This is a genomic window from Paenibacillus sp. VTT E-133280 (assembly GCF_002264385.1).
Taxonomy (GTDB): domain Bacteria; phylum Bacillota; class Bacilli; order Paenibacillales; family Paenibacillaceae; genus Paenibacillus_AQ; species Paenibacillus_AQ nitricinens.
In genome coordinates this window covers 54,336-67,794 of sequence record NZ_NFUX01000013.1, presented here as the reverse complement: position 1 = coordinate 67,794, position 13,459 = coordinate 54,336, and the positions used below count along the sequence as shown (strand labels likewise).

General features: G+C 40.8%; 16 protein-coding genes. 9 read left to right on the top strand and 7 right to left on the bottom strand.

Annotation, left to right across the window (positions count from 1 at the left end; translation table 11 throughout):
• Positions 1–11: 11 nt before the first annotated feature.
• Complete coding sequence (locus CA600_RS08360; protein ID WP_094869765.1) at positions 12–1,409, bottom strand: stalk domain-containing protein; 1,398 nt, start codon at positions 1,407–1,409, stop codon at positions 12–14.
• Positions 1,410–1,636: 227 nt separating this feature from the next.
• On the opposite strand from CA600_RS08360, the gene CA600_RS08355 reads away from it, so the two are divergent.
• Both CA600_RS08355 and CA600_RS08350 read left to right on the top strand, forming a co-directional pair.
• Positions 1,637–1,975 carry a helix-turn-helix domain-containing protein gene (locus CA600_RS08355; RefSeq protein ID WP_094869764.1) on the top strand — a complete coding sequence of 113 codons (339 nt, stop codon included), beginning with the start codon at positions 1,637–1,639 and terminating at the stop codon, positions 1,973–1,975.
• A gap of 50 nt (positions 1,976–2,025) precedes the next feature.
• On the top strand, positions 2,026–2,331 hold the full coding sequence (locus CA600_RS08350; protein WP_094869763.1) for a hypothetical protein: 306 nt from the start codon (positions 2,026–2,028) through the stop codon (positions 2,329–2,331).
• Positions 2,332–2,344: 13 nt separating this feature from the next.
• On the opposite strand, the gene CA600_RS08345 is transcribed toward CA600_RS08350, so the two are convergent.
• Complete coding sequence (locus CA600_RS08345; RefSeq protein ID WP_094869762.1) at positions 2,345–2,605, bottom strand: hypothetical protein; 261 nt, start codon at positions 2,603–2,605, stop codon at positions 2,345–2,347.
• A gap of 6 nt (positions 2,606–2,611) precedes the next feature.
• Positions 2,612–2,989 (bottom strand): hypothetical protein, encoded by a 378-nt coding sequence (locus CA600_RS08340; RefSeq protein ID WP_094869761.1) that lies wholly within the window; start codon positions 2,987–2,989, stop codon positions 2,612–2,614.
• A gap of 394 nt (positions 2,990–3,383) precedes the next feature.
• Here CA600_RS08340 and CA600_RS08335 point away from each other — a divergent pair, with 394 nt between their 5' ends.
• The 6 genes from CA600_RS08335 (at position 3,384) to CA600_RS08310 (ending at position 9,436) form a co-directional block, all read left to right on the top strand.
• Positions 3,384–4,277, top strand: coding sequence for a hypothetical protein (locus CA600_RS08335; protein WP_094869760.1), 894 nt, complete (start codon positions 3,384–3,386; stop codon positions 4,275–4,277).
• A gap of 69 nt (positions 4,278–4,346) precedes the next feature.
• Positions 4,347–4,958, top strand: a complete 612-nt coding sequence (locus CA600_RS08330) for a hypothetical protein (RefSeq protein ID WP_094869759.1) — start codon at positions 4,347–4,349, stop codon at positions 4,956–4,958.
• An 81-nt stretch (positions 4,959–5,039) separates the two neighbouring features.
• Complete coding sequence (locus tag CA600_RS08325; protein WP_094869758.1) at positions 5,040–5,507, top strand: BglII/BstYI family type II restriction endonuclease; 468 nt, start codon at positions 5,040–5,042, stop codon at positions 5,505–5,507.
• A gap of 1 nt (position 5,508) precedes the next feature.
• Complete coding sequence (locus CA600_RS08320; RefSeq protein WP_094869757.1) at positions 5,509–6,798, top strand: hypothetical protein; 1,290 nt, start codon at positions 5,509–5,511, stop codon at positions 6,796–6,798.
• On the top strand, positions 6,792–8,588 hold the full coding sequence (locus CA600_RS08315) for a DEAD/DEAH box helicase (RefSeq protein WP_094869756.1): 1,797 nt from the start codon (positions 6,792–6,794) through the stop codon (positions 8,586–8,588). The genes CA600_RS08320 and CA600_RS08315 overlap by 7 nt, the downstream gene beginning before the upstream one ends.
• Complete coding sequence (locus CA600_RS08310) at positions 8,585–9,436, top strand: protein NO VEIN domain-containing protein (RefSeq protein ID WP_094869755.1); 852 nt, start codon at positions 8,585–8,587, stop codon at positions 9,434–9,436. The genes CA600_RS08315 and CA600_RS08310 overlap by 4 nt, the downstream gene beginning before the upstream one ends.
• Before the next feature lie 87 nt (positions 9,437–9,523).
• Here CA600_RS08310 and CA600_RS08305 read toward each other — a convergent pair whose 3' ends face one another.
• The 3 genes from CA600_RS08305 to CA600_RS08295 all read right to left on the bottom strand — a co-directional run bounded on the left by CA600_RS08305 (position 9,524) and on the right by CA600_RS08295 (position 11,638).
• A complete protein-coding gene (locus tag CA600_RS08305; RefSeq protein ID WP_094869754.1) occupies positions 9,524–10,423 on the bottom strand; it encodes a DNA-methyltransferase in 900 nt (299 codons plus the stop codon).
• Between the two features lie 241 nt (positions 10,424–10,664).
• The gene (gene rlmH / locus CA600_RS08300; protein WP_094869753.1) at positions 10,665–11,144 is read right to left on the bottom strand and encodes a 23S rRNA (pseudouridine(1915)-N(3))-methyltransferase RlmH; all 480 of its coding nucleotides are present in this window, start codon (positions 11,142–11,144) and stop codon (positions 10,665–10,667) included.
• Positions 11,145–11,287: 143 nt separating this feature from the next.
• Positions 11,288–11,638: an ArsR/SmtB family transcription factor gene (locus CA600_RS08295; RefSeq protein WP_094869752.1), complete on the bottom strand. Its 351-nt coding sequence runs from the start codon at positions 11,636–11,638 to the stop codon at positions 11,288–11,290.
• Between the two features lie 141 nt (positions 11,639–11,779).
• On the opposite strand from CA600_RS08295, the gene CA600_RS08290 reads away from it, so the two are divergent.
• Positions 11,780–13,192 carry an MFS transporter gene (locus CA600_RS08290; RefSeq protein WP_094869751.1) on the top strand — a complete coding sequence of 471 codons (1,413 nt, stop codon included), beginning with the start codon at positions 11,780–11,782 and terminating at the stop codon, positions 13,190–13,192.
• Between the two features lie 94 nt (positions 13,193–13,286).
• Here CA600_RS08290 and CA600_RS08285 read toward each other — a convergent pair whose 3' ends face one another.
• Entirely contained in the window at positions 13,287–13,454 is a 168-nt protein-coding gene (locus tag CA600_RS08285) for a CxxH/CxxC protein (RefSeq protein ID WP_076301545.1), read from the bottom strand.
• Between the last annotated feature and the right edge of the window lie 5 nt (positions 13,455–13,459).

The window sequence follows — 13,459 nt, the reverse complement described above, 5'->3', positions numbered from 1 at the left end:
TTAAAGGTTCGTTACTTCGTAGCAGCTTCCAGAAGCGTCAGGATGTCAGCATATCCATTATCCCTTGCCGTACTTAGAGCAAAGTCATTTGGGACTGCACCTGCTTGAAGCAGCAGCTTCACGGTTGAAGCTTTCCCGCTGTATGCTGCGGAGCTTAGCGGTGACGTAAAGGAATAGCCTAGGTTCGGGTCGGCTCCCAGGGACAGCAGATAAGTGACGATTTCGTCGTTGCCTTTAAGTGCTGCTGCCATCAGCGGAGTCCGATTGTCGGGTAGAGCGTTAGCATCGACATGGTTTGTTCCGACTAGACGCTGTACTTCGCTAAGCACTCCGTCCTCAGCCGCCTGCACGAGACCCATCTCGCCTGTGTAGCTCTTCACTGTTCCTTTATTCAGACGCGCCTGTGCCTCATCGTCAAACTCGATAGTCTCACCTTTGCCGCGTTCTGCCTGCAACTGATACTCTTCTAAAGCAGTAAAGATATTACCGGCTACGAAAACTGTTACGGGAGCATCGTACTGGTTGCCTTGACGATTGATCACACTGATTTGAGACTTGCCTGCAGAAATTCCCACCATTTCGATAACATCTTCTTTCGCCAGCTTCTTAGAACCGGCGTAGAAAATCTGGAAGAACAGGCCACCGCTTTCACTCTCTCCATAGGCCATAGTGGTGGTTTGCCCACTTTTAGCAGTCAGTTCCTGGACATCAAAAATTCGGATTCGATTAACCTCAGCAATTGTAGAGCTGTACTGAGCTGGATTCTTTGACATATTAGCTGAACTTACCTGTTTAGCTTTGTCGTAGAGAGAGAACTTGTCCCGATTAGTCGCGAAGAACGCGTCACTGTTACTCTCTAGAATCTTATAGGTAGCGTCTGGCATCTTGACACCTGTCGACGTTTCGCTCTTTATCGCTTCCCGCATGACAGTGGCATAGCCTCTATACACCCCGCTATCCGCTTTCGGAAGCTGGGATTTGTCAGTTGAAATGAGGACGGAGCGAGAAGTGCTATCCCATTCGACCTTCTCACCAAGAGCTTCACCGATGAAGCGTAGCGGTACCATTGTACTGCCATTTATGATTTGTGGAGCAGCGTCCAATGTCACTTTGGTTTCCCCGATCCAAGCGCCTTTCCAACCAATCTGCAAGCGGATGACCTTGTCACCTTTTGTAGCGTCGATGATTTGCTGCTTGCCATCCCACCTGACCGTTGCACCTAGTGCCTCGAAAATGGCCCGCATGGGAACCAATGTTGATCCGTCCTTGATGATTGCCGATTGTTCGAAGGTTTGTAGTTTTCCTTTCAGGTACACGTTGATCGTACTGTCCGCTAGAGCAGTCCCAGCTTGTGCAAGCAGCATTGTAGCGACGGTAAGAGTGGTGATGATTCGGTTTTTCATTTGCATTGATAGATTCCTCCGTTAGGTCTGATAAAGTAGTATAAAATAATATAAAATAATATAAAACATGATTCGGTAATACTTTAAAATATAGTTAGGGCATTGTACCCACACTAAAAGATGTAATTTGTACCATATTTATTATCTATGGATGTTATATTTTAGTCAAATACCATTTGTAGTGTGTTAAGTCTAAGAAGCCCCTCAGGTAAGCTTTTCTTGAGGTGGTATTTGTGTCTGATGTGGTGAAGAGAGTTGGAGATAGGATACGTCGGCTGCGTAAGGATAAAGGATTATCCCAAGAGCAGTTAGCCGAGTTATCCGGTTTACATACGAATTATGTGGGTCAGGTGGAGCGCGGGGAGAAGAATCTAACAATCGAGACATTGCAGAAAGTTGTTGGTGGGTTAGGTGTGTCGTTAGAAGAGTTCTTTCGATACCTTGACCCGATGGAGGGTAAGGATACTTTGGGACAGATTGTGGAGATGCTGTCGGAGCGTTCTGCGCAAGACCAGGTAATGGCCTTGAGAGTGCTACAAACCGTATTAGATTGGGAGAAATCAAAGGATTAGAGTTAGACATTGGGTTCCTCGGTATACTAAGACAACAGGAGATGATATTAATGACAACTGGAAACGATATGCACGGTGAAAAGCCCTATATTGATATTAATGAATTGAACAGCTTCGTGTCTCAAAAAACGGGTCATGATGCTGACCTGATTGAAACTGTTATTGGTTACTCAGACGAGTACATTAACAACAAAGAAGAAGATGAGAATGGCGAAGTTTATATCGATAATGACGAGCTCATAGTTCATATTTTAAAACAGCAAGACATTGTTTTAACTCAGAATGAAGTGGAGGATATACTGGAGGCAGAGCTGGAGTTTTTAGAGATAAAGGGCATTGCAGTTCCAGAGGAATAAAATATTCCATCATTTAGTCGACTATAGGCTTGCTGTCCATGTATCGGGCTGCGAGTCTTTTTTCTATTCGAACAAGTAGCAGTTCACGTTCCAACTTGACTTGAACCTCGTGCATCGCAGCAGCGATCTCTCGTACGGTCGGGAGGTGAATCGGCCCGTCCTTTTTGAAGAGCATCTGAAGCACAGCGTCTATGGTCTCGGAGCAGGTCTCGATACGGTTAACCAGCGTATCCTCACTTTCTACGAGTGATTCGTAATTGGATCTATTCTGCATTAGATTTCACCCCCTTTCCTTATGTGCGGCTTCATGAGCTTCAGAAGAAACATAGAACGGTACATTTAATTGAGAGACCCAGCCTAGTGCTAGTTCAATCGGGCTCCCCTCCATTATTGGAGGTCCATCTGCCCACTCTTCCTCTCGGGTAAATTGAATTTCGGTCGGGGTCATCAAGATATACATATCGGTTCCGTCAAAATATGGGTTTACAGATTGATCCTCTTTGTAGGTTAGAGCTACTCTTACTTTGATGGTGATGGAATGGAGATGTTCAATCTTCTCTTGCTCCATTGCTGCTACTGCCAAAAAGTGAATCGCACCTTCAGGATCGAATGATGTTTTGAGAAATTCCAGTATCCTAAGCAGTTTTTCCTTGTCCATAGCTACCTCCACTTTTAGATAAATTTAATAAGAAGAACTAGATGTGAATAACCCTATTCGCATTTTGGAATAGGGTTAATTAAATAGAGATTTGTAATGCATCTTGTAAACTAAAGCTACCATTAGCATTGTTATTGTTTTACTAGTGCTTCATAATTCTGTTGAAATGTTCCATATTGTTTACCCCTTTCGTTTAAAGTGATTAGATCATTCCCAATCCGGTCAAAATGATTACCAGAGTATTCATGATTATTATATATACTTCAATTCCCACACATTACGTCACCAATTAGCTCAACACCTAATTTTGCACACATACTGTTTAATAAAGATTATTTATTTGCTATAATATAAAAAGGAACGGGTGTTCCCATTGGATCGGAAGGGGGAAATAATGAAATATACATTGCAAATTATGCCTAATTGGATAAATGACTGGTTTTTTTTAGATAACATTTTACAAGACCTACATGATCTCCATGAAGTACAGGAAATTGAGTTGGATTTTTATTTTTTGTTCGATGTTCATCCTAAGGGCGTTGTAATGCTGTTAACCATTTCCAATAACCTATTTCAAATTACAAACACAAAAATAAAAATTAAAAACATTTATTCAGGGGTTCTGTCCTATCTTGAGAAAATAAAATTCCTTAATAGTGATCTTTTCAATATCGATTATGACAGCATAATTTTTGAAGATGTGCTTGAGAGGCCAATTTATGATTCCGGAATTGATATTACCCATATAACATCACCAAAAGAAAAAATCAAACTTGTGTCAGATGTAAAAGAAATGCTCGAGATATGGTTCCCTGAAGATAAATATAGAATGTTAAAACATAGTACCCTGTCTTCCCTAATGGAATTATGTGGTAATAGCTTAGAGCATAGTGGCTTAAGTGAATCATCTGGAAGCTGCTTTGTAATGATGCAAAAAAGCTTATTACGTGATTTTATTGAGGTGAACATAGTCACAACAGATCTTGGAATTGGAATTAAAAATCACCAAGAAAGAAAGTACGGTACTCTGTATAGTAACGATTATCAATATATAAAAAAGGCCCTCGCCGGGATAAGTGGCAGATTAGATAATACAGGCGGATTCGGTCTCCAAACAATCCAAAATTCTATAAAAGAAAACAACGGTCAGCTCATAATAAAATCAGGAAGAGGGACAGTTTCAATATCAAACGAGAATAGCCACATTGAAGGCCAATACAGCTTACCAGGAACACAGTGCGCAATAACTTTAAGAAAACCGATGAATCATTTGTTGACAATAGGATAAAACTGGGTGTATGATAAATGCAGCCCTTCACCTACTTTCGGTGAAGAGTGATGGGGAGAAGGAATTACAATGAGTAATGAAATGATAGTGCTTAAACTTTATGAAAGTGCAGCCGCAATTGGCCTCAATAGCAAAATCTTAACTTATAGGCCAGATGGAAAGAAATTACAAAGTTATATGTTGAAAATATGTAGTAATGAAAATATCATCAATTCTGTCAATTTGGACTTTACAGAAATTGAAGTATGTGATGTTTCCTTTATTGATGAAATAATTTTTGAGTTTTCAGCAACCTTAAGAAAAAAAAGTACAGGTACTATTATTTACTTATCAAATTTAGACGAGTATGTATATGATAGCTTACGCGCCGCTCAGCTTCTAAAGGAAGATAAGTTATCAAAGAAACTTAATGAAAAGGTAAGGCTCCCACTACTTTACTTTAGAAAAAGCAGAGGTTTTGAAATCATTGGAGAAATGGAAGCAGTATTAATGGAAACCTTTGCAATGTTGGATCCCAAAGGAAAAATTACTGCGCGAGACATCGCTCTAAAAAAAGGTATAGCAATTAACAGTGCAAGTAACCGCTTAAAAAAGCTTTTTGATTATGGTCTGATTCAAAGAGAAACCATTACCGATACTTCAGGAGTTTATTATCAGTATTTGTTGCCAAAGGATTTTTAAGCTCTCCCAACCAGGAGAGTTTTTATTAGAACATCTGTTCACCAAAAAACGGTGAACAGCAATAAAACTAGGGGTGATAATATGAAATTGACGTTACATTCACACAATTTTGGTTCTGAGGCAATTTCTGAACAAGTTTTAAACCCATTAATGAAAAGACTTTCCGAAATCCAATTTGAATTTAGAGAAAATTCAGCAACGGACCTCAGAAAGTTGGTTTTGGAATGTTTAATTGAGCTCGGTTGGTCTGATCAGGTTAAAGTTGATAGAGAATCTAACATTACGATCACTTCTATGAAAAATAATGTAGGACTCTGTTTACAATTAGGAAACATGGCTAGATTCTATGCTGATATTCTAAAGCTTGAAGTATTGCATCAAAAAGATACCGCTGTTAGTGCAATTTATATCCTTCCTTGTAAAAATGCAGCCTCAAAGCTTGGTTCTAATATTGCCCACTTCGACAGATTTACTGAAGAACTTAGTATTTTTAAACATATTATAACAATTCCAATTGCAGTAATTGGGTTAGAAAGTGAGGACAATTAATATGATCCTTGGCTATCCTTATCCAAAAAGAAAAGATATGATTAATGGTTTTCATGACAAAAATTTCAAGTATCGAAAACCATTGAAATTCATGGGGAAAGTAGAACTAAGAAACGTGTATGAAGTCCCCATTGACATGATCAAATATCGCTTAGCAAATGGTAGAACACAAGCCGCTCAGGAAGGGTACTTAGCAAATTCTCCTGACTTACCAGTTAACTTTTTTGAACTTGATCTCGAATCCGAGGAGAAGCACGAAATTCAGCATGATATTCTGAAAAGTATGCTTGATGATAAGGAAGTAAACTTGATTGATTTTTTCAAAAAGGAAAAGCAAGAGGAACCACTCATAATTGACAATGATGGATTTGTTATTAACGGCAATCGACGCTTGTGTGCGATGAGGGAGGTTTATTATTCCAATAAAGAGCTTTATGAGAGGTTTAGCTCGGTCGATGTATTAATCCTGCCTCATTGTACTGAAAGAGATAAGGATGAATTAGAAGCTAATCTCCAGATTAAGCAAGACATAAAAGCAAACTATAGCTGGTACACGGAAGCATGTATGTTCAGAAAAAGACAGAAGGATTACAATTACTCTGATTATGATCTATCCAGACTTTACTCTATGAAAGAGTCAGATATTAGAGAAAGGCTCGATATGCTTGGCTACGCTGACGAATACCTTGAAAGTCGTAGCGAACCTAAAAAGTATGAGAAGTTGGAAAAAAAGGAGTTTGGTTTTAGAGAAATCAGAAAATTCAACGTTAATAATAAGGGATTAGATATTTCCGAAAAAGACATTTTTAAAAATGTTACTTTTATGATGCTGGATGACCCTGATGCTTTGGGATTAGGCCGTGTATATTCTGCTGTTAATGATCTGGGTCGATTTATTCAAGACGTTGAGAATGAATTAGTTAAAGAACTCCCTCTTGATAAATATGTATTAGAAGAGGAAGATGATGATCAGCTTGACCTTTTATCTGGTTTGATTGAGGAATCCGACGATAAGAAGATGCTGAGAAAACTAGCGTTGGCTGTTAACGACCTGGAAAATAAGGGTGATGTATTAGCCGTTGTTAAAGATGTTATTGAAAGACAACGTGCCGTCGAAACTGACAAAAAAAATTCGAAATTTGTTATCAAACAAATTGGGAAGGCCCAATCTTTCTTAACTGATGCATTAAATCACTACGATGGAAATACTGACACAAAAGGAATTAACGAACAGTTGGACTCTGTCCAACGCTTGGTTGATGAGTTGAGAAAGAAGGGGCCATCATGTTAAGAATTATGTATGAAAAAGATTCACACAGAATAATTCTTTCTATTGCTGAACATTCATTTGCATGGCTTGAAATACGGCGACTATGTGAAGAACAAGCAAGTGAATGTTCTAATACCTCTGCTACAAGTCTGGAACTCCCATGGTGGGAGTTCCTTTCCATAAAAGAGCAATTAAAATATATATTCCAAAAACATCATTTAAAGGTGAATATAGACACCCTAACGCAAGAATTATTAAAAAAGTCACTACTAAAACATAAGTCCTATATTGATGGTTGTAATAATGAATCAATATCTAAGGATCAAATTATTGAAGTATTAAAAAAAGCGGGGTTTAGACGTTCCCTTACAGACTTACAGTTACGAAACCTCTCTAAGCTATGTAAATTTAATTCTGCTGCAAGCTTTTCGGTCCCTGGTGCAGGAAAAACTACAGAGGCGCTCGCTTACTTTTATTTTAAGAAGACACTCAATACTAAGTTAATAATTATAGCCCCGAAAAATGCTTTTGCTGCATGGGAGCAGCAAATTGAACTTTGTCTTCAAAACCCTCCACAAATTGTTAGACTTCGCGGAGGATACCAAACGATAAAGAATACCCTTAAATCAGAACCTGAAATTATTATGATTACTTATCAACAATTACCTACCGTTTCTGACTTAATTGCTGACTACATGAGCCGAAGTCAATTTTTTATGTTTATTGATGAAAGTCATAGAATGAAAAAAGGAACTAAGGGGAAAATTGGTGCTACAATACTTAACCTATCACATTTACCGGAAAGTAAGTTGATTTTATCTGGTACTCCTATGCCAAACGGTATTATCGATTTAGTCCCCCAGTTTAACTTCCTTTATCCTGAATTAAATGTTGATGAAGAAAGAGTAGTTGATCACATTCAAAATATTTATGTACGAACTACCAAGGAAGAACTTGATCTAGGTGAACGATTTATTACAGCAAAAATAATAAGTATGACTGAAAGACAGCGAAGACTATATAACCTACTTAAGTCAGAAGTAGCTCGTGAATCTGAAGCTTTGTTAAAAGCGCATGACCGAAATACGCTTAGATCCATCGGCAAGAGCGTATTACGACTTATTCAACTAACTTCCAATCCTGCCCTACTTGCCAACACTGACTTTAACTATCATCCGATATTAAGAGATGTTTTATTGGAAGGAGATAGCCCGAAAATAAGTTATGTTTGCAATCGTGCAAGGGAATTAGCCAGCCAGGGAAAAAAAACCATCATTTGGTCCAGTTTTGTTGCAAATGTTGAACTTATTACTTTAAGGCTACGTGACATTGGGGCAGACTATATTCACGGCGGAGTAGACTCTGGTGAGGAGGAGGACTCTGAAACTCGAGAAGCTAAAGTGAAAAGATTTCATGAGGATCCCAATGCCTTTGTGTTAGTAGCAAACCCAGCTGCCGCAAGTGAAGGTATTAGCTTACATGAAGTTTGCCATAATGCCATTTACCTAGATCGTAATTACAATGCTGCTCACTTTCTCCAATCAATGGATAGAATCCATCGGTACGGTCCAAATCGCCATATACCAAAGTACATTGAAGTAGTAATATGCCCCAATAGTATTGATGAATCCGTAAACAGGAGACTTGAGGATAAAATCAACTTAATGGCAGACGTATTAAATGATTCTTCATTGCGTGTCGGATTTGAGTATACAGACGAAACTGATGATGAGATAGCTGAAGATAACCATTTGGATGATGAAGATGTTAAGGACATTCTTAACCATTTCTTAGAGGAAGGTGAAGAATGATGACTTTTTCCGTTGGGATATTATACTCTTCACAGAATTTTTTAAAACTTGTTAAAGATAATGAGATTAACAGTTTGGACTTTCCAGACATGTTTAAAAAGTTTTATGTCGTTGCAGACGCCAAAACAGTTTTAGAAACTTCTTTAGAATGCAAGTGGGTGACATTAAAAGAAAACAACCATTTAAAATTGACAAAACGCGGTGAAGCTGTGTTATTCCCTCATCAGCCATTCCAACGGCTCAGGGTTCAACTTGCATATTTAATTGAAACTTACAAGCCCTCATGGGCTCCATTGATTACATTCGGTCGTGCTGAAGCAGTTAAGTATTTTTCCAGTGAAGTCAAACAATGCTTTAGTGAAGCCTATTTGCTTGAAGGTTACGATCAGGATGTAATTGAATGGTGGGATAAACTAGCCATAGCCACTAGGGGCTTTCATGATGATGTGAGGCTCGAGTTGGGTAGAAAGGGAGAATTATTATCTATACAATATGAGAAGGACAGAACCGGTGTCGCGCCGATTTGGCAGTCTATAGAATCAAACTTTAGTGGCTATGATCTGCTATCACAAATGGACGATCATAACTTAACACCCTTGCGAATTGAAGTAAAAGCTACAAATACTAAAAATGAAATATCCTTCATTATTACAAAAGGAGAGTGGAATGTTGCCATTAATTCTAAATCATATATTTTTCACATATGGTCATTGAATCCTTATAAAGAATTGTTCATTTTTACACAAGATGATATGTCGAGACATATTCCAGTTAATGAGGGGAAGGGATTATGGGAGTCTGTTCAGGTCACCTTTGCTAGAGACGAAATTATAGATTATAGAGTTTAGTATAAATAAAAAAAGAACGGCCAATACGAGACCGCTGCAAAAAGCCCTTAAACCTACTTTTGCAGCGGTCTCAATACCGTTCTTTTTTTATTTAAATGGATTTATTGTTAGTGGTGCTCCAGAAGGTGGTTCGTACACTGGCTTATCCTCGCGAAAATCAAGTTCATTATTTAAGGCTTGCGATATTCTTTTTGACGCTATACTGAAATAAGAAGGATATATTTCACAACCAGCAGTTCGCCTATTATTAAGCACAGCAGCTGCTTGTGTTGTCCCAACACCTGAAAAGGGGTCAAAAACAAGATCATTTTCATTTGTCATCGACAATACTAATCGATTGATTAGTGATATTGGAAACTGACATGGATGCTCAGTTTTTTCAATATGGTTACTTTTGACGTTTGGTATTTCCCACACATCTGATGGATTCTTACCCAGCGGGTTCGAGGAGAATTGTCCCATCTTTACTCCTTTATATGCTTTTTTGCCAGGATACTTCTGTGGAACTCTTACAGGGTCTAGATTGAAAACATAATCATCTGTTTTAGTAAACCAAAGTATTGTCTCATACCTACCAGAAAACCGGTTATTAGCATGGAGACCATGCCCAAAGTGCCAGACAATTCTATTTCTTAATTTCAAACCACGGGATTTAAATGACTCATAAAGGTATATGTCTAAAGGAAATATCTCATTTTTATCAACATAATTTCCTACCTGCCAACAGATACTTCCTTGGTCTTTTAATTTATCTACACATAAACCAATAATCCTATCTTGCCATTCAACGTATTCTTTAAAGGGCAGGTTAGTTTCGTATTCTTTCCCTACATTATAAGGAGGAGAAGTAACCACTAATTGCAAACTATTTTCTGGCAATGTACTTAAAAATTGTTCGCAATCACCAGGAAATAAAGTTACTCGGTTTTCTTCATTAAATGTTGTAGGGAATATGAGATTATTATTAATTTGAGCGGTTTTACTCATATCTTGCAACCCCCTATTCTAAAACTTCATTTTATCACCTTGAGTCTAATTTCGCAAAATTTGTTCGGTTTTAGATTCAATTCATTAAGAAACAAGAGACTACATGCACCAACTAATTATTGAAAAGAGCCTGCAATAGCTTTATAACAACCATATCAGGCCTCATCTAACTCAGATGTTCCCCTTACCTTCCAGTATGTTTCCGTGCCTCTACGCCCTTCTCACACGAAAAATTTAGCCGTCATTTATGATACGGTTCCCCCCGATTTATCTTCACCGCGCGATAAATCTGTTCCACCAGCACCAGGCGCATGAGCTGATGAGGCAGCGTCATGCGCCCGAAGCTCATGCGCTGCTGCGCGCGGCGCATGACCTCGTCGGAGAGCCCATGGCTCCCTCCGATGACGAACACGACATGGCTCGTCCCATAGGTGCCGAGCCGGTCAATTTCTGCGGCAAGCTCTTCCGAGCTCCACAGCTTGCCGTCGATCGCGAGCGCAATGACATGCGCCTCGCTCTTAATGTGCGCGAGGATGCGTTCCCCCTCGCGCGCCTTAACAATACCGACCTCTGCTTCGCTTAGAGAGTCGGGCGCTTTTTCATCTGCCACCTCAATCACCTGAAATTTCAGGTACGGTGTCAGTCGTTTAGCATACTCTGCGATGCCACTAATCAAGTACTTTTCCTTCAATTTTCCTACGCCAATAAGTTGAATAAGCATAAATACCTCCTATTATAGTCCTCTATAGAAATAGCAAAAGGACGCGCTCTAGGCGTCCCTTATAGTTTTAGTAAGTACCTTCTCTCGCCCAATCCTTATATATCTTGTGTTTCATGTATTCCCTGTCCTCATAGGTCAATCCGTTACTTCCCTTCCTCCCGCTCCTCCATCGCAAAATCCGGTTTTTCTCCAGCTTCATAAGCACTTAATATAGAATCCAGCAAACCTGGGAACCTTGCGTTAAGATCCTCCGTCCGCAGCGACAGTATGCGCTGTGTTCCTTGCACCCGCGTAAAAACTACCCCTGACTCACGCAAAGTACGGGCATGGTGAGACATGGTGGACTTTGCAATTGGAACGTTGAAGCCGTTGCAAGCCTGCTCTCCATTTAAGTGAATATCCGAGACGATATGAAGGCGAATCGGATCGCTGAGCGCATACAATATGGAAGCAAGCTGAATGTCCTTGCGGTCCGGATGAAATAGTATTTTCATGGATGATTATCCCCTTTGTCCTACAATTCATACGAAAAAAATATTGTTGTTCCTAATTGCATTTTATATCAACGCATGCTATATTTCAATTGTTCGTAAGTAATCGAACTATTAAACAATAATAAAAGGAGTGCTTCACACATGACTTCTGTAAATAACCTTTCCGCAAACGCGGATCATGAAGCCTCCGCTCCGGAAGCGACTCTTCCACGGGAAGGCTTGCTGACTCTGCTGTTCAGCATCGCTGTAGTTCTCGTCATCATGAATACGGCCATGTTCAATCTGGCACTGCCTGATGTAACTGAAACCTTCGGAATTACGGCTGCATCCGCTTCTTGGATTGTTACCGGGTATTCCATTATGTTCTCAATTTCCTCCATCACGTACAGTCGTCTCTCTGACTTTCTGCCGATCCGCCGCCTGTTAGTAATCGGGCTGTTGACGCTAGGTTTTGCGGCTGTTGCTGGATTTTTCAGCACCAACTTTGTCTTTCTGCTAATCGTACGCATTCTACAAGCGTCGGGCGCGGGAGCAGTCATGTCCTTATCGCTTGTCCTGTTTACCCGCTATATTCCACAAGCCCGTCGGGGAAAAGCGATGGCGACGATTATGTCAGCCGTTTCACTCGGTCTAGGGCTTGGGCCGGTAGCGGGCGGAGCCATCGTCGAATATCTCGGCTGGATCTGGTTGTTCGCTGTTACAGCAGCTATTTTGCTTCTCGTGCCGCTGTTCCTTATCCTGCTGCCCAAAGAGGTACCCACACGTGGCTCCTTCGATGTCCTTGGTGGGCTGCTCTTGGGCGTCGGCACCACTGGGCTGCTGCTGTTCCTAACCAGTGGGCTGTGGGTGGCCTTGGTCGCCGGAATTGTAGCCATTGCTTTATTTGTTGGCCGCATCCGCAGCACGCCAGACCCTTTTGTGCTGCCTGCGCTTTTCCGCAACCGCTCCTATCTCGTCCTGGCGCTGGTCGGAATCGCCTCCTATCTGTGCAGCTTCGCCACCCTGTTCCTGCTGCCACAGATTCTGACTCATCGCTTTGGCTTCAGCGCAAGCCATGCTGGACTTGTGATCTTTCCGGGCTCGCTGCTCGCCATTTTCGTATCCCGTTCCGTCGGAAGAATCATCGACCGTTATGGTAATGCAGGGATTTTACGCTTTGCTCCACTGCTAGTGCTGACCGCTACTGTACTGTTCGCTTTTTTTGCCGGGCGATCCTGGGTTGCCGTCATGCTCATCTATATGATTATGAGTCTTGCCTTCACGACGTTGTCCAGTAGTGTCTCCAATGAAATCTCTCGGATTCTGCCATCTTCGCAGATCGGCTCCGGAATGGGACTGTTCCAATTGCTGCAATTCTTTAGCGGTGCCTTCAGCGTAGCTATGGCCGCAAGCGCACTCGAATGGCAGCGCGGGTTGCCGCTCTGGACGGCCTACTCCAACATTTACTGGGGACTCTCGATTGCCGCACTGCTTGCCATCATCTCAGCCATTCTCTACCGCAAGAGCAACCGCGGGGGTTCACCAGCCAACATGGCAGACGCAGCAGATGCCTAAGATTAATCCTTTAATTCCATACAGTATTCTACGCAAAAACACCTTACAGCCCATTTCGGGACTGCAAGGTGTTTTTTATAAGTCTTAACGGTCTTTAGACCACCAAATATTCCGCATTCTTCTCACATTCCACACATTTGGCCGGCGGGTCCCAGTCCGAGAACTCGGTCTCCTTCAAGTCCACAATATCTGGTGCATCCTCATACTCGTCCACAAATTTGTCGATGGCTAATTCTACATGTTCTTTACATACTACATACATTCAAC